The sequence below is a fragment of the Mesorhizobium sp. RIZ17 genome, from assembly GCF_051127865.1.
In the GTDB taxonomy this organism is placed as follows: Bacteria; Pseudomonadota; Alphaproteobacteria; order Rhizobiales; family Rhizobiaceae; genus Mesorhizobium; species Mesorhizobium humile.
Genome location: NZ_CP147861.1, coordinates 4436488 through 4459213, shown reverse-complemented (window position 1 = coordinate 4459213; position 22726 = coordinate 4436488). Strand labels below are relative to the sequence as shown.

At 64.0% G+C, this 22726-nt stretch carries 24 protein-coding genes and 1 pseudogene; 7 read left to right on the top strand and 18 right to left on the bottom strand.

The window, feature by feature from the left end; all coding sequences use genetic code 11:
• Positions 1–2: 2 nt before the first annotated feature.
• The 3 genes from WDX12_RS21265 to WDX12_RS21255 all read right to left on the bottom strand — a co-directional run bounded on the left by WDX12_RS21265 (position 3) and on the right by WDX12_RS21255 (position 2892).
• Positions 3–818 carry a CDP-alcohol phosphatidyltransferase family protein gene (locus WDX12_RS21265; RefSeq protein WP_434721896.1) on the bottom strand — a complete coding sequence of 272 codons (816 nt, stop codon included), beginning with the start codon at positions 816–818 and terminating at the stop codon, positions 3–5.
• Positions 819–821: 3 nt separating this feature from the next.
• Positions 822–1520: a phosphatidylserine decarboxylase gene (locus tag WDX12_RS21260; RefSeq protein WP_434721895.1), complete on the bottom strand. Its 699-nt coding sequence runs from the start codon at positions 1518–1520 to the stop codon at positions 822–824.
• 115 nt (positions 1521–1635) lie between these two features.
• Positions 1636–2892, bottom strand: coding sequence for a DMP19 family protein (locus tag WDX12_RS21255; RefSeq protein WP_434721894.1), 1257 nt, complete (start codon positions 2890–2892; stop codon positions 1636–1638).
• A 210-nt stretch (positions 2893–3102) separates the two neighbouring features.
• Here WDX12_RS21255 and WDX12_RS21250 point away from each other — a divergent pair, with 210 nt between their 5' ends.
• Positions 3103–3996, top strand: a complete 894-nt coding sequence (locus WDX12_RS21250; RefSeq protein WP_434721893.1) for an SMP-30/gluconolactonase/LRE family protein — start codon at positions 3103–3105, stop codon at positions 3994–3996.
• Here the strand turns inward: WDX12_RS21250 and WDX12_RS21245 are convergent.
• The 4 genes from WDX12_RS21245 to WDX12_RS21230 all read right to left on the bottom strand — a co-directional run bounded on the left by WDX12_RS21245 (position 3972) and on the right by WDX12_RS21230 (position 8764).
• Positions 3972–4313 (bottom strand): antibiotic biosynthesis monooxygenase, encoded by a 342-nt coding sequence (locus tag WDX12_RS21245; protein WP_434721892.1) that lies wholly within the window; start codon positions 4311–4313, stop codon positions 3972–3974. The two genes, WDX12_RS21250 and WDX12_RS21245, sit on opposite strands and share 25 nt — an antisense overlap.
• 276 nt (positions 4314–4589) lie before the next feature.
• Positions 4590–6473: an ABCB family ABC transporter ATP-binding protein/permease gene (locus WDX12_RS21240; RefSeq protein ID WP_320296385.1), complete on the bottom strand. Its 1884-nt coding sequence runs from the start codon at positions 6471–6473 to the stop codon at positions 4590–4592.
• Between the two features lie 75 nt (positions 6474–6548).
• Entirely contained in the window at positions 6549–6884 is a 336-nt protein-coding gene (locus tag WDX12_RS21235) for an ArsR/SmtB family transcription factor (protein WP_434721891.1), read from the bottom strand.
• Positions 6885–7186: 302 nt separating this feature from the next.
• Complete coding sequence (locus tag WDX12_RS21230) at positions 7187–8764, bottom strand: LysM peptidoglycan-binding domain-containing protein (protein ID WP_434721890.1); 1578 nt, start codon at positions 8762–8764, stop codon at positions 7187–7189.
• Between the two features lie 120 nt (positions 8765–8884).
• Between WDX12_RS21230 and WDX12_RS21225 the strand changes: the two genes are divergently transcribed.
• Positions 8885–9496 carry a TIGR00730 family Rossman fold protein gene (locus WDX12_RS21225; RefSeq protein WP_434721889.1) on the top strand — a complete coding sequence of 204 codons (612 nt, stop codon included), beginning with the start codon at positions 8885–8887 and terminating at the stop codon, positions 9494–9496.
• A 129-nt stretch (positions 9497–9625) separates the two neighbouring features.
• Here WDX12_RS21225 and WDX12_RS21220 read toward each other — a convergent pair whose 3' ends face one another.
• Complete coding sequence (locus WDX12_RS21220) at positions 9626–10513, bottom strand: LysR substrate-binding domain-containing protein (RefSeq protein WP_434721888.1); 888 nt, start codon at positions 10511–10513, stop codon at positions 9626–9628.
• A 118-nt stretch (positions 10514–10631) separates the two neighbouring features.
• Between WDX12_RS21220 and WDX12_RS21215 the strand changes: the two genes are divergently transcribed.
• Positions 10632–10922, top strand: coding sequence for a muconolactone Delta-isomerase family protein (locus WDX12_RS21215; protein WP_320295010.1), 291 nt, complete (start codon positions 10632–10634; stop codon positions 10920–10922).
• Between the two features lie 39 nt (positions 10923–10961).
• On the opposite strand, the gene WDX12_RS21210 is transcribed toward WDX12_RS21215, so the two are convergent.
• Complete coding sequence (locus tag WDX12_RS21210; protein ID WP_434721887.1) at positions 10962–11336, bottom strand: hypothetical protein; 375 nt, start codon at positions 11334–11336, stop codon at positions 10962–10964.
• 183 nt (positions 11337–11519) lie between these two features.
• Between WDX12_RS21210 and WDX12_RS21205 the strand changes: the two genes are divergently transcribed.
• Positions 11520–12290 carry a pyrroline-5-carboxylate reductase gene (locus WDX12_RS21205; protein ID WP_434721886.1) on the top strand — a complete coding sequence of 257 codons (771 nt, stop codon included), beginning with the start codon at positions 11520–11522 and terminating at the stop codon, positions 12288–12290.
• 312 nt (positions 12291–12602) lie between these two features.
• On the opposite strand, the gene WDX12_RS21200 is transcribed toward WDX12_RS21205, so the two are convergent.
• Entirely contained in the window at positions 12603–13319 is a 717-nt protein-coding gene (locus WDX12_RS21200) for a FadR/GntR family transcriptional regulator (RefSeq protein WP_434721885.1), read from the bottom strand.
• A gap of 250 nt (positions 13320–13569) precedes the next feature.
• On the opposite strand from WDX12_RS21200, the pseudogene WDX12_RS21195 reads away from it, so the two are divergent.
• Positions 13570–13743 (top strand): annotated as a pseudogene (locus tag WDX12_RS21195) (L-idonate 5-dehydrogenase); the annotation flags it as partial.
• A gap of 128 nt (positions 13744–13871) precedes the next feature.
• Positions 13872–14654 (top strand): glucose 1-dehydrogenase, encoded by a 783-nt coding sequence (locus tag WDX12_RS21190; RefSeq protein WP_434721884.1) that lies wholly within the window; start codon positions 13872–13874, stop codon positions 14652–14654.
• Between the two features lie 18 nt (positions 14655–14672).
• Here the strand turns inward: WDX12_RS21190 and WDX12_RS21185 are convergent, their stop codons facing one another.
• The 4 genes from WDX12_RS21185 to WDX12_RS21170 form a co-directional block, all read right to left on the bottom strand.
• A complete protein-coding gene (locus WDX12_RS21185) occupies positions 14673–15155 on the bottom strand; it encodes a DoxX family protein (protein ID WP_434721883.1) in 483 nt (160 codons plus the stop codon).
• Between the two features lie 250 nt (positions 15156–15405).
• On the bottom strand, positions 15406–15867 hold the full coding sequence (locus WDX12_RS21180) for a tetratricopeptide repeat protein (protein ID WP_434721882.1): 462 nt from the start codon (positions 15865–15867) through the stop codon (positions 15406–15408).
• A gap of 36 nt (positions 15868–15903) precedes the next feature.
• Entirely contained in the window at positions 15904–16875 is a 972-nt protein-coding gene (locus tag WDX12_RS21175) for an MBL fold metallo-hydrolase (protein ID WP_434721881.1), read from the bottom strand.
• A gap of 226 nt (positions 16876–17101) precedes the next feature.
• Positions 17102–17323, bottom strand: a complete 222-nt coding sequence (locus WDX12_RS21170; protein WP_434721880.1) for a DUF680 domain-containing protein — start codon at positions 17321–17323, stop codon at positions 17102–17104.
• Positions 17324–17682: 359 nt separating this feature from the next.
• On the opposite strand from WDX12_RS21170, the gene WDX12_RS21165 reads away from it, so the two are divergent.
• Positions 17683–18678 carry a transporter gene (locus WDX12_RS21165; protein WP_434721879.1) on the top strand — a complete coding sequence of 332 codons (996 nt, stop codon included), beginning with the start codon at positions 17683–17685 and terminating at the stop codon, positions 18676–18678.
• Between the two features lie 11 nt (positions 18679–18689).
• Here the strand turns inward: WDX12_RS21165 and WDX12_RS21160 are convergent, their stop codons facing one another.
• The 4 genes from WDX12_RS21160 to WDX12_RS21145 form a co-directional block, all read right to left on the bottom strand.
• Positions 18690–19376, bottom strand: coding sequence for a glutathione S-transferase family protein (locus WDX12_RS21160; RefSeq protein WP_434721878.1), 687 nt, complete (start codon positions 19374–19376; stop codon positions 18690–18692).
• 15 nt (positions 19377–19391) lie between these two features.
• Entirely contained in the window at positions 19392–20321 is a 930-nt protein-coding gene (rarD, locus tag WDX12_RS21155) for an EamA family transporter RarD (protein ID WP_434721877.1), read from the bottom strand.
• Positions 20322–20638: 317 nt separating this feature from the next.
• Positions 20639–22252 (bottom strand): citramalate synthase, encoded by a 1614-nt coding sequence (cimA, locus tag WDX12_RS21150; protein WP_434721876.1) that lies wholly within the window; start codon positions 22250–22252, stop codon positions 20639–20641.
• Positions 22249–22725 carry a GFA family protein gene (locus WDX12_RS21145; RefSeq protein WP_320294999.1) on the bottom strand — a complete coding sequence of 159 codons (477 nt, stop codon included), beginning with the start codon at positions 22723–22725 and terminating at the stop codon, positions 22249–22251. The genes cimA and WDX12_RS21145 overlap by 4 nt, the downstream gene beginning before the upstream one ends.
• Between the last annotated feature and the right edge of the window lies 1 nt (position 22726).

Here is a 22726-nt window from a genome sequence, read left to right as displayed (position 1 = left end):
CGCTACCCGATATCCGAAGGCGGCACCTTTTCCCCTTCCAGCCGCGCCCGCTTCGAATAAGCGCGCACGCTGAACGGCAGGAACAGCAGATAGCCGCCGACCGAAGCGGTCAGCGTGTACCAGGGATAGGTCATCAGCAAGAGGATGTAGAGCACCACGCCGAGGATCACCGGCAGCACCCTGTCGCCCGGCACCTTGACGCTCTTGCCCGAATAGACCGGCAGGCGGCTGACCAGAAGGAAAGCGATAAGCACGGTGAAGCCGGTGGCGATGAAGGCGGCCGGCCGCGTCGGCTCCAGCCCCAGCCGCAGGAAATAGAGATAGAGCGGCAGCATGACCAGCACGGCACCCGCCGGGGCCGGCACGCCGACGAAATATTCGGTCTGCCATGCGGGTTGGTCGGTGTCGTCGGCCAGCACGTTGAAGCGGGCAAGCCGCATGCCGCAGGCGATGGTGAAGAGAAGTGCTGCGATCCAGCCCGGCGAGCCGGCGCGATCGAGCAGGAAGGCGTAGAGCACCAAAGCCGGCGCCACGCCGAAATTGACGATGTCGGCCAGCGAATCCATCTGCGCGCCGAATTTCGAGGTGGCCTTCAGCATGCGCGCCAGCCGCCCGTCGATGCCGTCGAGGAAGGCGGCGAGCAGCACCATGACCACGGCGATCTCGAAGCGGTTCTCGAAGGCGAAGCGGATGCCCGAAAGGCCGGCGCAGATGGCAAGCACCGTGACCAGATTGGGCAGCACCATGCGCATCGGGATCTCGCGGATGCGCGGACCGCCGCTGGCATGGGCCTCGAATTTTTTGAACGGCGCGCCCAACGCTCAGGAAATCCTGACCAGTGGCGTGACCGCCGTGCCGCCGAACTCGGCAAGCACGGTCTCACCGCCCACCGCCGTCTGGCCGACCGCGACGCGCGGCACGGCGCCTGACGGCAGGAAGACGTCGACGCGCGAGCCGAAGCGGATCAGGCCGAAACGCTCGCCGATCGCGATCGAGCCCTCGGCCTCGGCCCAGCAGACGATGCGGCGCGCAACGAACCCGGCGATCTGGACGGCGGCAATCGTGCCGTTGGGACTGTCGATGACCAGCCCGTTGCGCTCGTTCTCCGCGCTTGCCTTGTCGAGCTCGGCATTGAGGAATTTGCCGGGCTTATGCTCGATGCGGGTGATCCTGCCGCGCACCGGAGCACGGTTGATGTGGCAGGAAAACACGTTCATGAACACCGAGATGCGGGTCATCTCGCCCGAGCCCAGGCCAAGCTCGCTCGGCGGCACGGCCGGTCCGACCGCCGAGATCACCCCATCTGCCGGGCTCACCACCAGCCGGTCGTCGACCGGCGTGACGCGCTCGGGATCGCGGTAGAAATAGACGCACCAAGCGGTGAGGATCAGCCCGATCCAGAACAGGATCGACGAGAAATAGCCGAGAAACAGCGTTGCCGCGGCGAAGGCGGCGATGAAGGGATAGCCTTCGCGATGGATCGGAACGAAACTATTCTTGACCGAGTCGAGAAGCGTCATGAGGCTTGGGGCGGTCCCTGTTTCAGGTTGCGCCTCAATAGCGGAAAGCCCCCCTCCCCGCAACGCAACAATGGGGGATAGGCGGGGCACGGATACCGCGAACGCGGGCAGGTAATTACCGGGCGGCAGCTGAGCGATCAAAGTGCGCGCCGAGTTCAGGCATCGTGGCCTCGGCGAGCTTTTCGTAATCCTCGCCACACAAGAGTACACTGCCATTCGGCGAAGACAGCGAGAGGAAGGTCCGGTCACACGCCAGCACCACCCAATTCACAACTGGCCCCTCCGCCGTTTGCGCCACCGAGTTAGCTGAAACGATGGCACCTAGTGGATCAAAGCCGGCCTTGCGTAGCAGAAGGTCGACAGCCACGGGAGCGTGATTTTGTTCAGACAGTTGGATCACTGTCTCAATCTCCGACTGTTCCGCGCGTCCAAGCAGTGTCCCGACACTCGGTGCGTTAGCTCCCAACGGGTTCTCACCCGGGCGCATGACAGGAGGGTCTTCAGGGGCGATATACTCGTAAACTGCGACGCGTGTCTTTGTCGCGGCGCATAGCCGAAGCTCGTTAGCGCTGGTGCGCAGTTGGAAGATCATCTGCTTTTCGCCTTCGACGTCCAGCATCCTCGCCATGCCGAACCCCAGTTTGATCTCCAATGGCGATATCGTTGCACAGGCGAGGCCGGCGCCGACTTCGCGCTGGCTCAACATCTGACGCGCCAGTTTGCCAACCGACTCGTGAAGAAGCCTGCCCTCGCGCTGGGGGTTGGACAGCACTAGTCGATCGATCGCGTCATCGTAGTTGTCATCATCGACAATTTGCAGATCGGGCCAAGAAGCGATCCAACGCGCGAGCAAATCCTCCATCGGCATGGTGTCATCGGCCTCGTAGAAAGCATCGTCAAGTGTATCCAAGAAATCGTCGCGGCCGCCCTCGAAGCCCGTTTGTTTCGCCGCTTCGTCGGGATGCTTGGCAACCCAAGCTGACATCTTTTCCAACGTCGCCAGCTGCCCTTTTGCCCCGCACGCGCTGAGTCCGGCTCTGGCGTTGGCAATCATGGTGTCGATTTCGCTGCCTGCATTATGGATGAATTGACTATGGCCGCCGTTCTTCACCTCCAAGGAGTACTGGTCCGCATGAAAGACCTGCATCGCCTTAGGGTTGATCTCCGGATAGCGATAGAGCCCTTTGGAAACCATCGTCACTACGAATTGCATAACAGCGAAGACGAGATGAAATGACCTTTCGTCGGCCTGTTCGATCTTCGAACGAGGCACCATGATCGAGGATACCAGAACGCTACTTGCCCTATCTGCGGAAGCCAGCGATTTCCTCTCGGAGCCCCTGTTGGATTTGCGTGAGAAAAAGCCAAACATCGAAAATGCTTTCCTGAGACGAAAACGATGGCGAGATTCTCTATGGCGCGACGATATCATCAGACGTTGGATTTGAAAGGCACCAGAATAGCCAGGTTTGCTGGCGCTGCGGCCCGATCGATAGGCGGGCTTAAATCACTGAAGGACTATGTCGGCGCGGCATAAGCTGATCCGTCCTAGGCTGGAGAACCCGCCAACGGAGCCAGCCAAATGTCGTCATCGAAATCGGCCAGGAAAGCCAATATCGTCACTGAGGGCCTTGCCTTCGGCGAGTCACCGCGCTGGCATGACGGGCGGCTCTGGCTCTGCAACTGGGGCACCGGCGAGATTCTTGCCGTGGACGAAGGCGGCAAGAGCGAGGTCATGCTGACCGTACCGGCAGTCCTGCCCTATTCGATCGACTGGCTGCCGGATGGACGATTGCTTGTCGTTTCCGGCCGGGAAGGCCTTCTGCTCCGGCAGGAAGCGGACGGAGCGCTCGTCACCCATGCCGATCTGCGGGGACTGTCGAAAAGCCCCTGGAACGAAATCGTCGTCGACGGGCGCGGCAACATCTATGTCAATGGCGGTGGGCCGGCGCCGGCGCCGGGCGAGCATTTCGGGCCAGGCACGATCGTGCTGATCATGCCGGACGGCACGGTTCGGCAGGTCGCCGAGGACATCGCCTTCGCCAACGGCATGGCGGTGACGCCGGACAACCGGACACTGATCGTCGCCGAATCCCACGCCAGGCGGCTGACTGCCTTCGACATCGGCGAAGACGGGGGCCTTTCCAAGCGGCGTGTTTGGGCCGATCTCGGCAACGACTATCCCGACGGCATCTGTATCGATGCCGAAGGCTGTGTCTGGTATGCCGACGTGCCGAACCGGCATTGTGTCAGGGTGCGCGAAGGCGGCGACAAAATCGACGGTGTCGAGGTCGATCGCGGCTGCTTTGCCTGCATGCTGGGTGGAACCGACGGCAGGACGCTGTTCGTCCTTGCCGCCGAATGGCGGGGTTTCGAAAACATGGTGAGCGACGCCCGCACCGGCCAGGTGCTGAGCATCGCTGTGTCCGCGCCGGGGGCCGGATGGCCTTCTTACACCTCCGGCACGCGCTGGTAGTTGGCGATGTCGGCCTTGACGCCAAGGCGCGCGATGGTTTCCTGCGCGCTGAACGCGATGCGCTCATGCGCCGCCTTGACGATCGGCACCACCTTGTCGACCGCCGCCTGGCTTTCCCATTCGACCACGGTGACGATGTTGAACTCGCCCGGGCCGGAGAATTGTTCGAGCAGGAAATCCTGCACGAACCCTTCCTGCTGGCGCAGCAGTTCATGCGTCATCCTGGCCTTGCTGAGGATTTCGTCGCGCGCTTCCGCCGGCACGACGAATTTGTCGACCCGGAACACGCTGCCGGTTCGGTGGTTTTTGGTGGTCATTTCGATCTGTCTCCGTTTGGGAAAGTTGCCTGGCAGGTGGCTCGGAGACGGTTTGCAAGCTCAAGGTAAGTTGAGGTCAAGGGGGATTTTGCGCCGACTTCTCCTTCTCCCCTTGTGGGAGAAGGTGGATCGGCGCGGAGCGCCGAGACGGATGAGGGGTGTTGGAAGGAACGAGGCGGTGGCGATTTCGAACGTATCGCAAAGCTGGAACACCCCTCATCCGACCTCGCTTCGCGAGGCCACCTTCTCCCACAAGGGGAGAAGGGGAAGTCGGCGCTAGCTCACCTCTGCCGTCCTTCTCCTCACAACCACCCCCAACTCATCGCTCTCGCGCGCGATGCGCAGGCGCTCTTCGGCTTCGGTCGCTTCGCGCTGGCGGTCCCACATCGAGGCGTAGAGGCCGTGCTTGGCGAGCAACGCCGCGTGGGTGCCGCGCTCGGCGATCTGGCCGTCCTTCAGCACGATGATCTCGTCGGCCGAGATCACCGTCGACAGGCGGTGGGCAATCACTATGGTGGTGCGGCCCTTGCTGACGAGGTCGAGCGCGGCCTGGATCTCCTGCTCGGTGTGGCTGTCCAGCGCCGAGGTCGCCTCGTCCAGCATCAGGATCGGCGGCGCCTTGAGGATGGTGCGGGCGATGGCCACGCGCTGCTTCTCGCCGCCCGACAGTTTCAGCCCGCGTTCGCCGACCATCGAGCGGTAGCCTTCGGGCAGCTTGTCGATGAACGGGCCGATCTGGGCGAGCTCGGCCGCCTTGCGCACCTCCTCCTCGCTGGCGCCCACGCGACCGTAGCGGATGTTGTAGGCGATGGTGTCGTTGAAGAGCACGGTGTCCTGCGGCACCATGCCGAGCATGGCGCGCAGGCTCTCCTGCGTGACGTCGCGAATGTCCTGGCCGTCGATCAGCACCTGGCCGCCCTGCACGTCGTAGAAACGGAACAAAAGCCGCGAAATAGTCGACTTGCCGGCGCCGGACGGTCCGACGATCGCCACCGTCTTGCCGGCCGGCACCTCGAAGGAAACACCTTTCAGAATCTTGCGGTTCGGATCGTAGGAGAAGTGCACGTCACGGAACTCGACCTTGCCGGGGCCGACCTTCAGCGGCTTCGCATCCGGCTTGTCGACGATTTCCTGCGGCACGTCGAGCAGGTCGAACATATGCTCGATGTCGGTCAACCCTTGCCGGATTTCGCGGTAGATGAAGCCAATGAAGTTGAGCGGCACCGAAAGCTGGATCAGCATGGCATTGATGAAGACGAAATCGCCGACCGTCTGCCTGCCGGCCTGCACCTCCAGCGCCGACATGCACATGACGATGACGGTGCCCAGACCGAAGATGACGCCTTGGCCAAAATTCAGCCAGCCGAGCGAGGTCCAGGTTTTCGTCGCGGCGGTCTCGTAGCGCGCCATCGAGCGGTCGAAGCGCTCGGCTTCCATGCGCTCATTGGTGAAATATTTGACGGTCTCGAAGTTGAGCAGAGAGTCGATCGCCTTGGTGTTGGCGTCGGTGTCGCTGTCGTTCATGTCGCGGCGGATCGAGATACGCCAGTCGCTCGCCTTGACGGTGAACCAGACATAGAGGCTGACGGTGACGGCGACCACGGCGACGTATTTCCAGCCATAGGTGAAGGCGAATATGCCGGCCGTCAGCGCGAATTCGAGGATGGTCGGCGCCGTGTTCAGCATGATGAAGCGCACGATCGTCTCAATGCCCTTGGTGCCGCGCTCGATGATGCGCGACAGGCCGCCGGTGCGACGCTCGAGATGGAAGCGCAGCGACAGCTGATGCATGTGGACGAAGGTGCGGAAGGCGAGTTGGCGCACCGCATACTGGCCGACCCGGGCGAACAGCGCGTCGCGCAACTGGTTGAAGCCGAGCTGGATCAGGCGCAGCACGTTATAGGCGATGACCAGCGCCACCGGCGCCAGCAGGAAGGACGGCAGCGGCGGCGGCGTCTTCGAGGCATGGGCCAGCGCGTCGGTCGCCCATTTGAAGAAATACGGACCGGCGACCAAGGTGAGCTTGGCGACGACCAGAAGCAGCGTCGCCCAGGTGACGCGGGCTCTGAGATCGGCGCGGTCGGCCGGCCACATATAGGGCCACAGGTTGCGCAGGGTCGTGAGGGTGCCGGCTTCGGCGGATACGGTCTTTTCGGCCACTAGTCTTGCCTTTTGGGTGAGAGTGTCAGCGCCGGAGCATGATGCCGAAAGCGCAGAGCGACTTTTCGAACGGCATCATGCTCTTTCTCCTGGATTCGGAGCCGGGCAGCAGAAGTTGACGAGTTGGATGAGCGAGGCCGAGACACCCGCAAGCGCGGCATGGTCGACCGCGTAGCGCGAACGCTGCCGGTCGGCCTCGAAGCGGACCAGCCCCGCCTCTACCAGTATCTTCAGATGCTGCGAGACAGTCGACTGGGCGAGGTCGAGATGGTCGACCACCTCACGGCACGAGCAGCAGCGGCTGGCCGAGAGGCGCTTCAGGATTTCGATGCGCGCCGGATGCGACAGCGCCGCCATGCGGAGCGCCATAGCGTGGCTGTCGCTGCAGCGGGTTACGGGGGATTCGATCATCGTCCATCGGCGATAGACGATGGATAGTGAGAGGGCAAGCTAGGCGGATGGGTAGATTTGTCTGAAGGAGGTCGCAGCCCTCTCGTTCATCATTCTAGGGCGGAGCGACGCGAAGCGTCGCGTAGACCCTAGAATCCATGCCGGGACGTTCGCGCGAGATGCGGCGATCGAGAATGGGACTCCGTAGGATGCCTGAAAAAGATAGGTCTGCACCGTGGCATCGCCTTTATGTCACGGCATGGATTCTAGGGTCTGCGCGCGTCGCTTCGCTCCTTGCTCCGCCCTAGAAAGACGAAGCGCCCCTACTCCGTCTTCGCCGGCGCGGCTGTCATCTGCTCGCCCATGGCCTTCATGTCGGCATCCTCGCCTTCCTTCGACTTGGACGGCACCTTGAACACCTGGCCCGGCCAGATGCGGTCGGGATTGCGGATCTGGTCCTGGTTGGCGAGATAGATGGTGGAATAGCGCACGCCGTGGCCGTAGACGCGGCGCGAGATGCGCCAGAGCGTGTCGTTGCGGCGGATGATGACGGCGGCGCCGTCGGCATGTTCGAGCTTTGGCGCGACCGTCTCTGGCACGTCTGTCGAAGGCGTCGCCTCGGCGACCTTGGCGGGGGCCTCGCCGGTCGCAGCAGCGGCTGGCGCCTCGGCGGCCGTTGCCGGCTTGGCCTCCGCGGCCTGAGACCCGGCGCCCTGGACCTGTGCGAGCTTGGTCTCGGCAGGCTTGGCCTCGCCTGTCTTTGTTTCGGTCGGGGCGACGGCGGCGATTGACTCGCCGGGCTCGCGCTCGAACGGCACGGCGGCGCGGGCGACGACCTTGACGCCGTCGTCATCCAGCCCGTCGACATGGATGGTGTAGTTGCCGACCGGAATGTCGCGCGTCGCCTCGATCAGGAAATGGCCGTCGGGCGAGGTTTTGGCATCGCCGAGCAGGATGGCGTCGGCATAGGCGCGCACCTTGCGACCGGGATCAGCCGTCCCGGCGACGAAGATCTTGCTGCCGTCGATCTCGACCGCTTCGACGGCGATCTTGGGCTCCGCCGCAGCGGCCGCCGGAGCAGACGCCTGGTCGGTGGCGGCCGGCACGGTCGCAGCCGGGGCTCTATCCGAGCTCGACGCAGCCGGTGCGGGCGTTGCCGGAGCCTGCTTCGCCGGCGCCGCAGCCTGATCGGTCGCGGCCGGCGCCGCCGGCTTGGTCTCGGCCTCAGGGACGGTGATCAGCTGGGACGCCTTGCCGGGTTCCTCGACCATCGCCAGCACTTGGCCCGTCGGGCTCTGCGGCACCGAGACCACCGCGGTCTGGGCCGAGGCGACAGCCGTGCCGCCAACCGTCTGGCGCAGCGTGATCGTATAGTCGCCAGGCTTCAACGGGTTGTCGAGCACGATGGCGAAGGCGCCGTCAGGACCGGAATCGGTCGATCCAAGCACGGTGCCGCCATTCAGGATCTCGACCTTGGCGTTGGGCGCGGCGCTACCGGCGACGACGAGCGAACCATTGCTCTCGACGCGCACGACATCGAAGGTCGGCAGTGTCGGACCAGCCGCGGCGGCGGGCGCCTGGGCGGCCGGAGCCGCCGCGTTGTTGGCCGATGCCATTGTGTTGGCCGGCGCCATGGCGTTATTCGCCGGCGCCATCTTATTGGCAGGCGCCATCGTGTTGGCCGGAGCCATTGTGTTCGCCGGAGCCTGGGGCACGCGCCCCTCTGTGCTCGTGCTCGAGGATTCGGCCGGTTTCGCATTGGTTTGCGGCAGCGCCGCGACCTGCGCCGGTTTCTGGTTGTTGATGTAAGGGTCGAGCGCACCCGACCCGTAGGCGACCGCCGCGACGGCGACAACGCCGCCCGCCGCGAACAAAAACGCCTTAGAAGGATTGATAGCCATAATTCCGTATTGCCCCCTTAGCCACCTAACGCCCGGTCTAGCGTGTTTTCCCGAGTCCGACAAGAAAAAGCCCGTCCGCGGGCTTGACCGCGCCAACCGTCCCCATCACCAATCATCGCCATGAACACGATTCGATCCGTCTGCGTCTATTGCGGCTCGTCTCCGGGCCGCGACGAGGCCTATATCAAGGCCGGCCACACACTCGGCCGCTCGCTTGCCAAATCCGGACTGCGCTTGATCTATGGCGGCGGCACCAAGGGCATCATGGGCGCCGTCGCCGATGGCGCGCTCAAGGCCGGCGGCAAGGTCACCGGCATCATCCCGCGCTTCCTGATCAACAGGGAGGCGACCGAGACTGCGCTCGACAAGCTCGACGAATTGCTGATCACCGACAACATGCACGAGCGCAAGCACAGCATGTTCGAAAAATCCGACGCCTTTGTGGCGCTGCCCGGTGGCATCGGCACGGTCGAGGAGATCGTCGAGATCATGACCTGGGCGCAACTCGGCCATCACCGCAAGCCGATCGTTTTCGCCAACGTCAAGGGCTTCTGGGACCCGATGCTGGCGCTGCTGGAGCACATGTCGGCCGAAGGCTTCATCCACACCGCGCAGCGGGTGAAGCCGCTGGTGGTCAACGACCCGGAAGCGATCGTCGCCGCCATCATGGTGGCCGGATCGTCGGTCGACGCGCCGACGGAGGGCGTAAGGGCGGTGATCGATAAGATGTGAGTAGTAAGTGGTGAATAGTGAATGGTGAATGGTGAATGGTGAGGCTGCGCAACTTTGCGCCGCCGTCTACTGAAGGCCTTCTATTCACTATTCACTATTCACTATTCACTATTCACTATTCACTATTCACTATTCACTATTCACTGCCTCCCTCAAATCCCCAACCACCGCCCGCCGGTCATCCCGCCGCCAGGCGAGATGGATCGACACGCTGCGCTTGAACCATGGCAGGTCGCGGAAGATCACGCCGGTGGGTGCTGCGCTTCGCAAGCTTTCCTGGACCGTGGCGAGACCGAGGCCGGCGCTGACCAGGCCGAGCGAGGTCAAGGGATCGGCGGTCTCATAGGCGATATCGGGCATGAAACCGGATTCTGCGCAGGCCGCAAGGAACTGCGCGCGGTTGGTGTCGCCAGGCTGGCGCACGACGGTGATCCAGACGCGGCCGTCGAGGTGGCCGGGCGCAATGTCGGCGACATCGGCCAGCGGATCGCCCTCCGGCAGCGCGAGCACCAGCGGCTCGCGCCGCACCAGCATGCTTTCAACATCCGGATCGCCCTCCGGCGCCGGCGAATAGACGAAGCCGAGATCGAGCACGCGCTGCCGCAGATCCTCGAACTGCGCGGCCGTCCGCCGGCTGCGCAATTGCAGATGGAAATCCGGCCGCGCGCGGCGGAAATCCCGCAGCATGGCGGCGACCAGTCCGGAATGCACCGCGCCCTCGACATAGCCGATGGCGAGGCTGCCTGTGGCGCCGCTGGCGAGGCTGCGGCCGAGCTCTTCCAGCCGCGTCGCGTTGGCAAGCAAGGCGCGGGCCTCGGCAAGGAAAGCCCTGCCCTCGGCGTTGAGATGGACGCGCTGCTTCGCCCGTTCGAACAGTGCGACACCCAACTGCTCCTCGAGCTGCATGATCTGCCGGCTCAAGGGCGATTGCGAGATATGCAACTGCGCGGCGGCGCGGCCGACATTGCCGGCCTCGGCGACGGCGACGAAATATCTGATCTGGCGCAGGTCGAGCATCTTTTTTGCTCCCCGGTTCAGGTCCTCGAAGATCTCAACTATAGCCTAATCAGTCTTGGACAGTCTGGCCAGTCGGCGCGATATCTCCTGGCATCAACCAGCCACAAAGGAGACCGCCATGCAGTTCTTTGCCCTGCTTACGCGCAACACCCAGAAGTTCGGCGACGCCGATTTCGCGCCGCTGCTGCCGCCAGAGTCCGAGCAGCGCAAGACACTCTACGCGCAAGGCGCCGTGCGCCAGATCTGGAACCGCGGCGACATTCCCGGCAGCGGCATGATGTTCGAGGCTACCGACGAAAAGGAAGTACGCGGCCACCTTGCCACGCTGCCGTTGATCGAGGCCGGCATGATGGACATCGCGGCGATCGTGCCGCTCAACCCTTATCCCGGTTTCGGGCCGAAGCGGTGAGCCAAGCCTTATCCGCGAGGTTGCCGTAGATCGGCAGCCTCACGGCCAGGCTTCCTGCATTGCGTTCACCGACAGCCACGCCATCGCGGGCAGCGCGACGAGCAGCGCCAGCCGCATGCCAGCGGATCGCGCCTGGTCGGGGTCCTGGCGCTGAAGCCGGCGCCAGATCTGGAAGGCGGCGAAGAGAATGAGCAGCGCATAAAAGCCGGCAAACACCCACAATGCCGTCTCACCGGATATCGCAATGCCGTTACTCTCCAGCACCTTGCCGACCAGCATAGCCGGCCCGGCGACGAAGAAGGCGATGGCGATGCCGAACAGGAAGCCGATCATGGCGCCGGGGAAAGGCGTGGCCGACAGTGCCACGAGCACCGCCAGCAGGATAAGCAGGGTGATGAACGCGCGCTGGCTCATGGCCACATTCCCCGATCGGACTCAGCGAATGTATCAGGCCGGCCTTAATCGCACGTAACGGCCATGGTCGGCGCTTTCCCGGTGCTATCCGGGCCACAGTTTGGCCGGGATCGATCCCGCCCTTGCCGGCAAGGGAACCGTCGCTATTGTCGGCCACGATCCGAACAATGGGGCGAAACATTCATGAAACTTGGCTTTGTCGGCACGGGCACGTTGAGCTCGGCCATCGTCGCCGGGCTGAAATCGTTGCCGGGCGAGACGACGCCGGTGGTGGTCTCGCCACGCAACGAGGTGATCGCCGCCGAGCTTGCCGCCCGCTACCCGGACGTGCGCATCGCCGCCGACAACCAGGCCGTGCTCGACCAGTGCGACACGGTCATGCTGGCGGTGCGGCCGCAGATCGCGCGCGAGGTGCTCAAGGCACTGCGGTTCCGGCCGGACCATCACGTCGTCAGCCTCATCGCCACGATATCGCGCGAAGAGATCGCCGGCCTCGTGGCGCCGGCGGCGCATGTCGGCAAGGCGCTGCCGATGCCGATGATCGCGCGCCTGCAAGGCGCAACGATCATCTGTCCGCCGGACCCGATCGTGGCGCCGCTGTTCGGCAGGCTGAGCGATGTGATCGAGGTCGAGGATCAAGGCGAGTTCGACGCGCTCAGCGTCGTCACCGCCACCTATGCCAGCTATTTCAAATATCTCGACACGATCCACACCTGGGTGCGCAGCCGGGGTGTGGCTGACGACAAGAGCCGCGCGTACATCGCCAGCATCTACAAGGCACTGGCCAATGCGCCCGACACGGCGCCTGGCCAAGACTTCATGCGCCTGTCGCAAGATTACGCGACGCGGGGCGGCATCAACGAGCAGGTGCTGCGCGAGTTGACCGAGCACGGCACGTTCGAGACTTTTGCGGAGATCCTCGACCGCGTGCACCAGCGTATTACCCGCGAGTGATTGGGATTACTCCGGCGCTTTTAGACAAATGGCCACAAGGCCTTACGAGGCGATCGAGCGCGGGGCTGCTGAGCCGGACCGGGCCTTCCGCCATTCGCATTGGCGCACCAAAACATTGGCCGGGAACAAAGCCTATGCGTTAGCGTTGCCTCACATAACGACAATTTGGAGATCGTCATGCTGCGAGGCGGATTGCTTTGGCTTATCGGGATTCCTTTGCCCGTGATTCTCATTCTTTGGCTGCTGGGCTACCTGCACTAGCCGCCGACACCAGGCAGGCCGGGACGATATGCGCGTTCCGGCCTGAACGATTCAACTGGCGCCGGTTAGCTCAACGGCGGTGCGCACGCGGGCGAGCACTTCGCTCAGCATGTCGTGCATGGCCTTGCGCGCCCGGGCGGCGTCGCCGGCCTCGATCGCCCTCAGCACCTTGCCATGCGCGTCGAGGTCGCCGACCGGGTGGCCGAACAGCGCGTTGGTGGTCGGCACGCTGTATTGCAACGCGGTGTGGATCAGCGCCGAGAGCGGCAGGAAGAAGCGGTTGCCGGTGGCGGCGAGCACCGCCTCATGGAAAGCCGCATCCGACGAGACCGGATCGCCCTGGCCAGAGGATGCCGCGCGCATCGCCTCGAAGGCCTCGCGGATAGCGGCGATCTCGTCCGCGTTGTTACGGCTCGCCGCAAGCGCTGCCGCCTCGCATTCGAAGGCAAGGCGCACTTCCAGAAGCTCGGTGATGAAATGGCGTGGCGTCGCGCTGGCGCGCAGCCAGCCCAGCACCGAAGGATCGAGGAAGTTCCAGTCCTTCAGCGGCCGGATGCGCGAGCCACGCCGGGGACGGGTGAGCAGCAGGCCCTTGGCCGAAAGGATCTTCACCGCTTCGCGGGCAGCGCTGCGGCTGGCGCCGAAGCGGGCGCAGATCTCTTCCTCGCCCAACAGTGTCGCGCCGGGCGGAAACAGTCCACCGAGAATCTCGCGGCCGAGAATATTGGTTATCTCATCGGTTACCGACGAGGTCTGGTTGCCTGCCATTTGTCCCGGCCCATGTTCTGTTTTGACGCAATTCCGGACACAAAACCGCTCTCACTTTTCCTGGAATTGCTTTGGCTCTTCACGCCACTGTTACACGTGTGGGATCGACACCGCATTGACTAATTATCAAGGCGCACAGCTCGGCCTATTAATCCGATTTATCAGATGAATTGGATTGAACGCAGCCGGGCTTTGCTGCTAGCTGTGGGAACAGAAATTTCGGAGAGCCGGTTTGTCGCCCACGTCCTCGATGCGCGCTGTGGTGCTGCGCCGGCCGCTCGACCTCCATGTGGAGGAGCGAGCCGCCCCCTCGCCCGGCCCGGGCGAAGTGCTGGTGCGCATCACGCGCGGCGGCATCTGCGGCTCGGACCTGCACTATTTCCGCCATGGCGGCTTCGGCACCGTGCGCATGAAGGAGCCGATGATCCGTCGACCTGATCGGCACGGGCCGCATCGACGTCGCGCCGCTGCTCAGCAACACGCTGCCGCTTGCCGAGGCGCGAAAAGCCTTCGAGCTGGCCAGCGACAAATCACAATCGATGAAGGTGCAAATTGCGTTCGACTGATTATCTCGGCCGTCTCTTCGGCCTCGAAGGCAGGCATGCCTTCGTCACCGGCGCCAGCCGCGGGCTGGGCCTCGCCTTCGCGGAGGCGCTGGCCGCCGCCGGCGCGCGCGTCACCATAGGCGGCCGCAAGGCCGACGAGCTCAAGGCCGCCGGCGACCGCCTGCGCGCCGAGGGCTATACCGCGGCGGAAGCCGTGATCGACGTCACCGATACGCAATCGGTCGACGCGGCGATTGCGGCGAGCGAAGTGGGCACCGGGCCGATCGACATCCTGGTCAACAATGCCGGCATCCAGCGCCGTGCGCCGCTCGAGACTTTTTCCGACGCCGACTGGGATGCACTGATGGCGACCAATCTCGACGGCGTGTTCAAGGTCAGCCGCGCCGCGGTGAAAGGCATGATCCAACGCCGCAAAGGCGTCATCATCAATGTCTCGTCGGTGCAGAGCGCCCTCGCCCGCCCCTCGATCGCGCCTTACGCGGCAAGCAAGGGGGCGATCACCATGCTGACCAAGTCGATGGCCGGCGAATGGGGCCAGCACGGCATACGCGTCAACGCCATCGCGCCCGGCTATTTCAAGACCGAGCTGAATGCTGCTCTGGTCGCCGACGAAAAATTCTCGACATGGCTCACCGGCCGCACGCCGATGCGGCGCTGGGGCGATGTCGAGGAACTCGCCGGCGCCGCCGTGTTCCTTGCCTCCGACGCCGCGAGCTTCGTGACCGGGCAGACGCTGCTGGTGGATGGCGGGATCACGAGCGTGCTGTGACGCGCGGCCGACGTCTCGTCAAACCGGCAAGCTCGTCTCCCCCACCGACAGATGTTGCTCGACGGTCGGATCAATCTTGGCACCCTTGGCGAAACCCGCCAGCAACCGATCGACCGACAGCCGGCCCGAACCGGCCAGCGCCAGGATAAACATGCCGCCGGCAATGGCGAGGTCCTTCTCGAAATGCAGAAGCTCGTTCTGGCTGGCGAAATTGGTGTGGAAGAGGGTGGCCGTCATCAGGCAGAACAGGCCGAGCCCGATCGCGCCCAGCCGCGCCAGGATGCCGAGCGCCACCGACAGGCCGGCGCCAAGCTGCAGCAGGATGGTGGCGACAAGCAGTGGCGTGCCGACGCCGAGCGCGGCCATCGCCTTCTGGGCCCCCTCGAAATGCGTCGCCAGTTGCAGTCCCTCATGCACGAAGATCAGGGACAGGAGCAGGCGGCCGGCGAGCAGGACCGCGTCCCTGGCGTGAAGTTTTTCGGCAAGTTCGATCGGTGTCATGGTCGGCTCCAATCCTTGGAAACAGGCATCTTGGAATTGAGCGGGAGCGCCACCGGTCCGCCTGGACGCGCGCCTGCGCGCTCGGGTTGAAGGGTCGGAGCCGGCGCGAGGGAGAGGAACGCCGGCTCCGGTTTTCGGGCGCTACCGCCGTGGCGCCCAAAAAAGGTCGATGCTTATAGGTCCGCGCCAGGCCCTCTCCGGCCGCTTCGCGGCCACTTCTCCCCACTTTGTGAGCGAGGAAGCAGGCCGCCTACTTCGTCACCTTGGTATCGATGGCCTGCTTGAGATCGGAGAGCTCCTCGCAGCCCGCCGGGCAGAGTTTCTGCAACGAGGCGAGCTGCTCGTTGGCCTTGGCCATGTCGCCGGTCTCGACATAGAGCTCGCCCAGATATTCATGCGCCGCCTTGTGGTCGGGCTTAAGCTCCAGCGCCTTGGCGTAGTAGGTCAGCGAGGTCTGGTAGTCGCCGGTCTTGCGCAGCGTGAAGCCGAGCAGATTGTAGACGTCGGCCTGCTGGGTGTCCTGCGCGAGGTCACGCAGATCGGCCAGCGCGCCCTTGTAGTCCTTGGCCTCGATCTTGGCTTTCACGGCCGTCAGGTCGGGTGCATCGGCGCCTTCGATGTCGTCCACTGCATAGGCCGGAACGGCGATGGCGATGGGAGCCGCGGTCAAGACCGCAATGGCGCCGAGCACCGCGAAAAGTGCGTGTTTCATGGGAGTTGTCGCTTTCTGTTCAGGATCCGATTCCGATCAGATCTGGGTTGGGGTGAAGGCGTAGGCGTTGCCGTCCTTGACGAAGCTGCCTGTGCCGGGGAACGGGAAGTGCGAGCCGCAGATGCGGACATTGTCGGCGATCACCTGGTCAATGATCTTGTGGCGCGTGGCGATCGCCATCGGCCCGTCCTGGTCATAAGCGCCCTGCCATTCGGGATGCGGGGCGAGCAGCGCCGGCACGTACATGGTGTCGGCCGAGACGAGGAACTGCTCGGAGCCGGCATCGACATGGTAGACGGAATGGCCGGGCGTGTGGCCGGGCGCCGCCATGAGGCGGATGCCGGGCACCACTTCCGCGCCGTCGTCGACCAGCTTCCAGTTCTTCCATTTCGGGAAGTTCTCGGCGATGCGCTTACCCGCCGGCTTGCGGCCTTCCGGAAGCTTGGCCAGGCGGCTCGGATCCGTCCACCAATTGTACTCGGTGGCGTTGACGATGAGCTCGGCATTCGGGAACACCGGATCGTTGGTGCCCTTCTCCATCAGGCCCCAGACATGGTCCGGATGGAAATGCGAGATCAGGATGGTGTCGATCGCCTTGTAATCGATGCCGGCGGCCTTCATGTTGGCCGGCAGATGCGTGGCGTTGGCCTGCCACTGGCCGACGCCGGAGCCGGCATCCATCATGATGGTGCGGCCGTTCATCTGGAGAACGACGACGGTGAGCGGGATCGGCATGAACTCGGTGGTCAGCCCCGCCTTGGCGAGCGCTGCCTTGGTGTCGTCGACCGACACGTCCTTGATGAAGGCCGGGTCGTGCGGCTTGCGCCAGATGCCGTCATAGACGGCGGTGACCTCGAGCGAGCCGACCTTGTATTTGTAGAAGCCGACCAGCGGCTCGACCGGGGTCTCGGCGTAAGCCGCGGGCGCGAATTCCAGCTTGCCGGCAATGCCGAAGGCGGCGGCGGCGGCGGCGGATCCGAGCACCATGCGGCGTGTCATATTAAACATCAGAAATCTCCTCTTGTGGCTTGCGGGTTTGCTTCATGTTTCAGGCGGTATGAGAGAATGGCGGAGGGCCCGGTGCGACCCTCCGCCGACTGCGGAAGCCGGCGCCGGCCGGTCCGACTGAAGACTGGTCCGGCGCCGGGGAGATCGGGGCTTCCGGATCGTGGAGCCCGGAGTGAGGCGTGCCTTCCTCACACAGGGATCAGGACCTTTGGCCCCTCACTCCAACTCAGTGACCCCAAATGCCCTGGCCAGGCTCTTCCGCAGCAATCCTGGCCGCCGGCTTCATGTCGTGGCGGGCCATTTCGGGCTTCGCGATGGAAGCGGTCGTGGTGATGTCGACGGCAACGGCCTGCTGGCCGGCATTCGTCGCGGAGAAGTGGTCGCTGCCGGCGAAGGCGCCGCTGGTGGCGACGAGAATGGCGGCTGCGGCAAAGACGGTTCTGTTCATGTGCGTATTCCTTCCGGTTTGGTTGGTGCGTGCCTTGGGAGGATGGCCTCGCTACACAGCAAGACCCGGAAGGCCCGGGGTTTATTCCCGGGGCGCGGAAGAATTTTTTGGGTCGCACGAAATCAGGACTGAAGCCGCCTAGGGCATGACGCCGAAAAGTGTGAAGCGGTTTTCGGATGACATCATGCTCTATCTCTTTGATTTGGAGACGGATTCAGATTTCAGGTCGACGACCTGAAATCATCCGGCTCTAGCATCGGCCGTCATCGAACTGTCACACCCAACCGGGTGGCGCATGTTAGAAATGCTGCCTGGCCGCCCCCGCGACCCCGACCGCATCAAGAGCCGGCGAAGCCGCCATGAACATCGCCCTCCCCGCCGAAGGCACAGACCTCTCGCCCTACCTGCCGGACGAGCATGGGCTGTTCTTCATCTACCATTTCAAGGCCGACGGCAGCCGCACCAAGGATCCGGCCGAGGCGCATTGGAGCTGGCGCAGCTATCAGATCACCGACATGCGCGCCCGCCACGAGATCGGCGCCGAGCAGGCTTTGCCTGCGCCGGTGCGCGATGCCTTCCTGTCGCCCAGCCATGGCTGCCAGATCGATTTCGAGGACGACTTCCTCTATGGCGACCTGCCCGACCTCAGGCACGACTTTGCCGAAGCGCGCGGGCTCACCCACTTCCGCTTCGCTTTCAACGACAAGATGCTGGTCGGCGCCCGCAAGCAACCGCTGGAATCGGTCGACAAGGTCCGCAAGCTGGTGGAGAGCGGCACGCGAAAATTCCGCACGCCGGCCGAGCTGATCGAGGCGGTGATGGGCCACTCGCTCGACGGCATGGCGGCCGAGCTCGACAAGATGGGCGACACGCTCGATGGCATCGAGGACCGCATCGTATGCGATGCATGGCACAATGAGCGCCAGGCGCTGGTCGACGCGCGCCGGCAGCTGGTGCTGATCCACCGGCAGATGGCGACGCTCACCAACCTCTTCCGCCATCTCGACCATTCGCATCGCAACGAGCTGCCGGATCCGATCAACGACATGGCGACCAGGCTCTCGCATCGGGCGCACACGCTGCATCACGACGGCGAGCAGTTGCAGGCGCGCACGCGCCTGTTGCAGGACGAGCTGATGGCGAAGCTGACCGAGCAGTCGAACCAGTTGCTCTATATCCTGTCCGTGATGACGGCGGTGCTGTTGCCGATGACCATCATCTCCGGCCTGTTCGGCATGAATGTCGGCGGGTTGCCACTGGTCGACACGCCGCACGGCTTCTGGGTGGTGACGGCGATCTCGGTCGTCATCGCCGGCATCATCTACATGATCGTGCGACGGCTGGGCCGCGTCTGAAGCAACTGGGACTACGCGGTTGCGCGCAGATCCTCGACGATAACGCCCGCGGCGCCAATCTCCGCGTCATGGCCGGGTTCGCGCCATGTCTCGGCAAGCGCGGACACGTACCATTCGCGCATGGCCGGCAGATCGAGCAGCCGCGGCGGATAGGCAGCGGCCGCGCCTTCGACGGCCAGGCGGTAGGATTTCAGCCGAAAGGCGACGGGCGCAAAGAACGCATCGACGGCACTGAAGCTGCCGCCAGCCAGGAACGGGCCGCCGAAGCGGGCAAGGCCGTCATTCCACAAGTCGCCGAGGCGGAAGAGATCGTGCCTCAGCGCTTCCGACGTTTCGAACAGCTCGACACGCACGCCACAGCTCATCGAGCAGGCGCCGCGCAGGGCGCTGAAGCCCGAATGCATTTCGGCGGCCGCGGAGCGCGCCCATGCGCGTGCCCTGGCGTCCGCCGGCCAGACGCCAGAATGGCGCTCGGCAAGATACTCGACGATGGCAAGCGAATCCCAGACAGCCCAGCCGTCGTCGACCAGGCAGGGCATACGGCCGTTCGGCGACGTTTGCCGGTAGACATTCCAGCTCGACCCTGTCGGCAACGGATTCAGCTGTTCCTCGAACGGGATATCCAGAGTGCGCATCAACACCCATGGCCGCAGCGACCACGAAGAGTAATTCTTGTTGGCGATATGCAGAACATACATCAGCCCCTCCTTACCCTATCTCGTCGCCGGCGCCGCCTGGCGGACCTCGCGGCCCCTGAACATCGACCAGCTATACATGGCCAGAGCCGCCCAGATCAGCGCGAAGGCGATGGCCTGTGTCGTGCCGAACGGCTCGCCGAAGATCAGCACGGCGATAAGGAACACCATGGTCGGCGCGATATATTGCATGATGCCGATGGTGGAGAGGCGCAGCAGCCTGGCGCCGAACGCAAACAGCAGCAGCGGCACCGCGGTGACCGGGCCGCAGCCGATCAGCAATGCGGCGTCGGCGCCGGTGCTGGAAATCAAATGATCCTGGCCGGTGGCGATCAGGTAGGCGAGGTAGCAGAGCGCCGGCACCGAGAGCAAAAGCACTTCGAGCAGGAACCCCTGGCTCGGGCCGATCGGCAGCGTCTTGCGGAAGAAGCCGTAGGCGGCGAAGGAAAAGGCGAGTGCCAACGAGACCCAGGGCAATTTGCCGGCCTCGACGGTGAGCACCGCCACCGCGATCGCGGCCAGCGCGACCGCTGCGATCTGCAGCCGGTCGAGCCGCTCGCCGAGCAGCACGGCGCCGACAACGACGCTGACCAGCGGATTGATATAATAACCGAGCGCGGTCTCGACGGTACGGTCGACAGCGATCGCCCAGACATAGATACCCCAGTTGATCGAGATCAGCACCGCCGTCAGCGCCGCCATGGCAAGGCTCTTCGGCGAGCGGATCGCCGCCTTGAAGTCGGCGGTGCGTCCGGCCCAGATCAGCACCGCCGCCGCGATCGGCACCGACCAGACGACGCGGTTGGCGATCACCTCGGCAAGCGGCAGATGCGCCACCGCCTTCATGTAGAAGGGTAGCAGCCCCCAGAGGAAATAGGCGCCAAGCGCCAGGAGGAAGCCGCGGCGACCCTTGGCGTCCTGATCGAGATCGGCTGTAGCGGTGACCATGGCCCAACGCTATGACCCAGCGGACCGCCCAAGACCATCACAAAATTATGATGGATCAACGGACTTTTCGTGATGGTTCAAGCGAGCGAGGCGCAAGTTCCTCGCCCCACGCAGTGGGGAGAGGTGGCCCGGCGAAGCCGGGACGGAGAGGGGTCAGCGCGGCGGCTGACAATTTGCCGCAAAGGACAAAGCTGGCTTGTGACCGGCCTCGCGCTCTCGATTGAGTCGGCTCTGACTTCGCGTAGGTCGTCCCCCCGCTCCGTCCCGGCTTCGCCGGGCCACCTCTCCCCCGCTTTGCGGGGGCGAGGAAAGGAGCCCTACTCCGCTGCCACCAGCCCGGCCATTTCGCGGTTCTTCATCAGCTTGTAGACGATCGAATCCATCAGCGCCTGGAAGGAGGCGTCGATGATGTTTTCCGACACGCCGACCGTCCACCAGCGGGCGCCGGTGGAATCGTGCGATTCGACCAGCACCCGGGTGATGGCCTCGGTGCCGCCGTTGAGGATACGCACCTTGAAGTCGGCAAGCTCGAGGTCGACGATCTCGCTCTGATATTTGCCGAGGTCTTTGCGCAGCGCGATGTCGAGCGCGTTGACCGGGCCGTGGCCCTCGGCCACCGACATCTTCTCCTCGCCGTCGACTTCGACCTTCACGATCGCCTCGGAGACGGTCTTCAGATTGCCGTTTGCGTCGAAGCGGCGCTCGACCATGCAGCGGAAGGAGGTGACGTTGAAGAACTCCGGCAGGCCGTGCAGCATTTTTCGCGCAAGCAGCTCGAAGGAGGCGTCGGCGCCTTCATAGGCATAGCCTTCGGCCTCGCGCTCCTTGACCACCGCGATCAGCGCGTCGAGCCGGTGATCGTCCTTCGGCACATCGATGCCGCGCCGCTTCAGCTCGGCGAGGAAATTCGCCTTGCCGCCCTGGTCGGAGACCATGACGCGGCGGCGGTTGCCGACGGCTTCCGGCGGCACGTGCTCATAGGTCGCCGGTTCCTTGGCCAAAGCGGACGCATGGATGCCGGCCTTGGTGGCAAAGGCCGAGGAGCCGACATAGGGCGCCTGCGCTTCCGGCGCGCGGTTGAGCAATTCGTCGAACGCGCGGGAAAGCCTCGATATTCCGGTCAGCGCTTCGGCCGAGATGCCGGTTTCGAAGCGATCGGCGAAGGCGGGCTTCAGCGAGAGCGTCGGGATGATGGAGATCAGGTTGGCGTTGCCGCAGCGCTCGCCGATGCCGTTCAGCGTGCCCTGGATCTGGCGCACGCCGGCCTCGACGGCGGCCAGCGAATTCGCCACCGCCTGACCTGTATCGTCATGAGCATGGATGCCGAGATGATCGCCCGGGATGCCGCCGGCGATCACCTTGCCGACGATTTCGCGCACTTCCGAAGGCTGCGTGCCGCCATTGGTGTCGCACAGCACCACCCAGCGCGCGCCGGCGTCATAAGCGGTCCTGGCGCAGGCGAGCGCGTAATCGGGATTGGCCTTGAAGCCGTCGAAGAAATGCTCGCAGTCGACCATCGCTTCCTTGCCGGCCGCGATCGCGGTCTCAACCGAGGTCTTGATCGACTCCAGGTTCTCCTCATTGGTGCAGCCGAGCGCGACGCGCACGTGATAGTCCCAGCTCTTGGCGACGAAGCAGATGGCGTCGGATTTCGACTGCACCAGCGCCGCCAGCCCCGGATCGTTGGAAGCCGAGACCCCTGCCCGCTTGGTCATGCCGAAGGCGACGAATTTCGCGCTCTCAGTCCGCTTCTTCTGGAAGAAGGCGGTGTCGGTCGGATTGGCGCCGGGATAGCCGCCCTCGACATAGTCGATGCCGAACGCGTCGAGCAGTTTTGCGATGGCGATCTTGTCCTCGACGGAAAAGTCGATGCCCGGCGTCTGCTGGCCGTCGCGAAGGGTGGTGTCGAAGAGATAAAGGCGTTGCTTCATCGGAGATTTCCTGGGGTCGACCATTCGCTCGTGTCATGATCGGGATGCTGAAAGGGGCGGCGGCGTAGAATCTCTTCCGGAGAAGCTGAACTTTTCACCTCCGGCAAGCCGGCCAATCGATTGAACCATGGCATGCGAGCCCCAGCCCAATGTTGCCGAATTGGTTCCAAGCGCGTGGGGTCGTCGAGACTGCCTATTGAAAGGTCGATTGTTTCGACATTTACATGCCAGAAAGTCAGCGGGGTTCCGCATTCGGCGCAGAAGCCACGTTCTCCCACCTCCGAACTGCGGTAGAGGGCTGGCCGGCCACGAGTCCATTCGAGATCCGGAAGATGCACTTTGAAAAAGGGCCAAAACACCGAGCCGACAGCTTTCTGGCACATCCGGCAATGGCAGATTGCGGGATCGGCGGCGTTACGCGCGCTGTAGCGAATAGCGCCGCATTGACACCCGCCAGTGAGTATTTCGCCCATT

Coding starts and splice junctions, on each gene's coding strand:
- WDX12_RS21185 (WP_434721883.1), bottom strand. CDS start 15,155: ATGACACCGATCGAACTTGCCGAAAAACTTCACGCCAGGGACGCGGTC.
- WDX12_RS21170 (WP_434721880.1), bottom strand. CDS start 17,323: ATGAACAGAACCGTCTTTGCCGCAGCCGCCATTCTCGTCGCCACCAGC.
- WDX12_RS21260 (WP_434721895.1), bottom strand. CDS start 1,520: ATGACGCTTCTCGACTCGGTCAAGAATAGTTTCGTTCCGATCCATCGC.
- WDX12_RS21145 (WP_320294999.1), bottom strand. CDS start 22,725: ATGGGCGAAATACTCACTGGCGGGTGTCAATGCGGCGCTATTCGCTAC.
- WDX12_RS21225 (WP_434721889.1), top strand. CDS start 8,885: ATGAACACGATTCGATCCGTCTGCGTCTATTGCGGCTCGTCTCCGGGC.
- WDX12_RS21215 (WP_320295010.1), top strand. CDS start 10,632: ATGCAGTTCTTTGCCCTGCTTACGCGCAACACCCAGAAGTTCGGCGAC.
- WDX12_RS21175 (WP_434721881.1), bottom strand. CDS start 16,875: ATGTTTAATATGACACGCCGCATGGTGCTCGGATCCGCCGCCGCCGCC.
- WDX12_RS21235 (WP_434721891.1), bottom strand. CDS start 6,884: ATGATCGAATCCCCCGTAACCCGCTGCAGCGACAGCCACGCTATGGCG.
- WDX12_RS21180 (WP_434721882.1), bottom strand. CDS start 15,867: ATGAAACACGCACTTTTCGCGGTGCTCGGCGCCATTGCGGTCTTGACC.
- WDX12_RS21245 (WP_434721892.1), bottom strand. CDS start 4,313: ATGACCACCAAAAACCACCGAACCGGCAGCGTGTTCCGGGTCGACAAA.
- WDX12_RS21205 (WP_434721886.1), top strand. CDS start 11,520: ATGAAACTTGGCTTTGTCGGCACGGGCACGTTGAGCTCGGCCATCGTC.
- rarD (WP_434721877.1), bottom strand. CDS start 20,321: ATGGTCACCGCTACAGCCGATCTCGATCAGGACGCCAAGGGTCGCCGC.
- WDX12_RS21230 (WP_434721890.1), bottom strand. CDS start 8,764: ATGGCTATCAATCCTTCTAAGGCGTTTTTGTTCGCGGCGGGCGGCGTT.
- WDX12_RS21220 (WP_434721888.1), bottom strand. CDS start 10,513: ATGCTCGACCTGCGCCAGATCAGATATTTCGTCGCCGTCGCCGAGGCC.
- WDX12_RS21255 (WP_434721894.1), bottom strand. CDS start 2,892: ATGTTTGGCTTTTTCTCACGCAAATCCAACAGGGGCTCCGAGAGGAAA.
- WDX12_RS21160 (WP_434721878.1), bottom strand. CDS start 19,376: ATGTATGTTCTGCATATCGCCAACAAGAATTACTCTTCGTGGTCGCTG.
- WDX12_RS21165 (WP_434721879.1), top strand. CDS start 17,683: ATGAACATCGCCCTCCCCGCCGAAGGCACAGACCTCTCGCCCTACCTG.
- WDX12_RS21200 (WP_434721885.1), bottom strand. CDS start 13,319: ATGGCAGGCAACCAGACCTCGTCGGTAACCGATGAGATAACCAATATT.
- cimA (WP_434721876.1), bottom strand. CDS start 22,252: ATGAAGCAACGCCTTTATCTCTTCGACACCACCCTTCGCGACGGCCAG.
- WDX12_RS21210 (WP_434721887.1), bottom strand. CDS start 11,336: ATGAGCCAGCGCGCGTTCATCACCCTGCTTATCCTGCTGGCGGTGCTC.
- WDX12_RS21250 (WP_434721893.1), top strand. CDS start 3,103: ATGTCGTCATCGAAATCGGCCAGGAAAGCCAATATCGTCACTGAGGGC.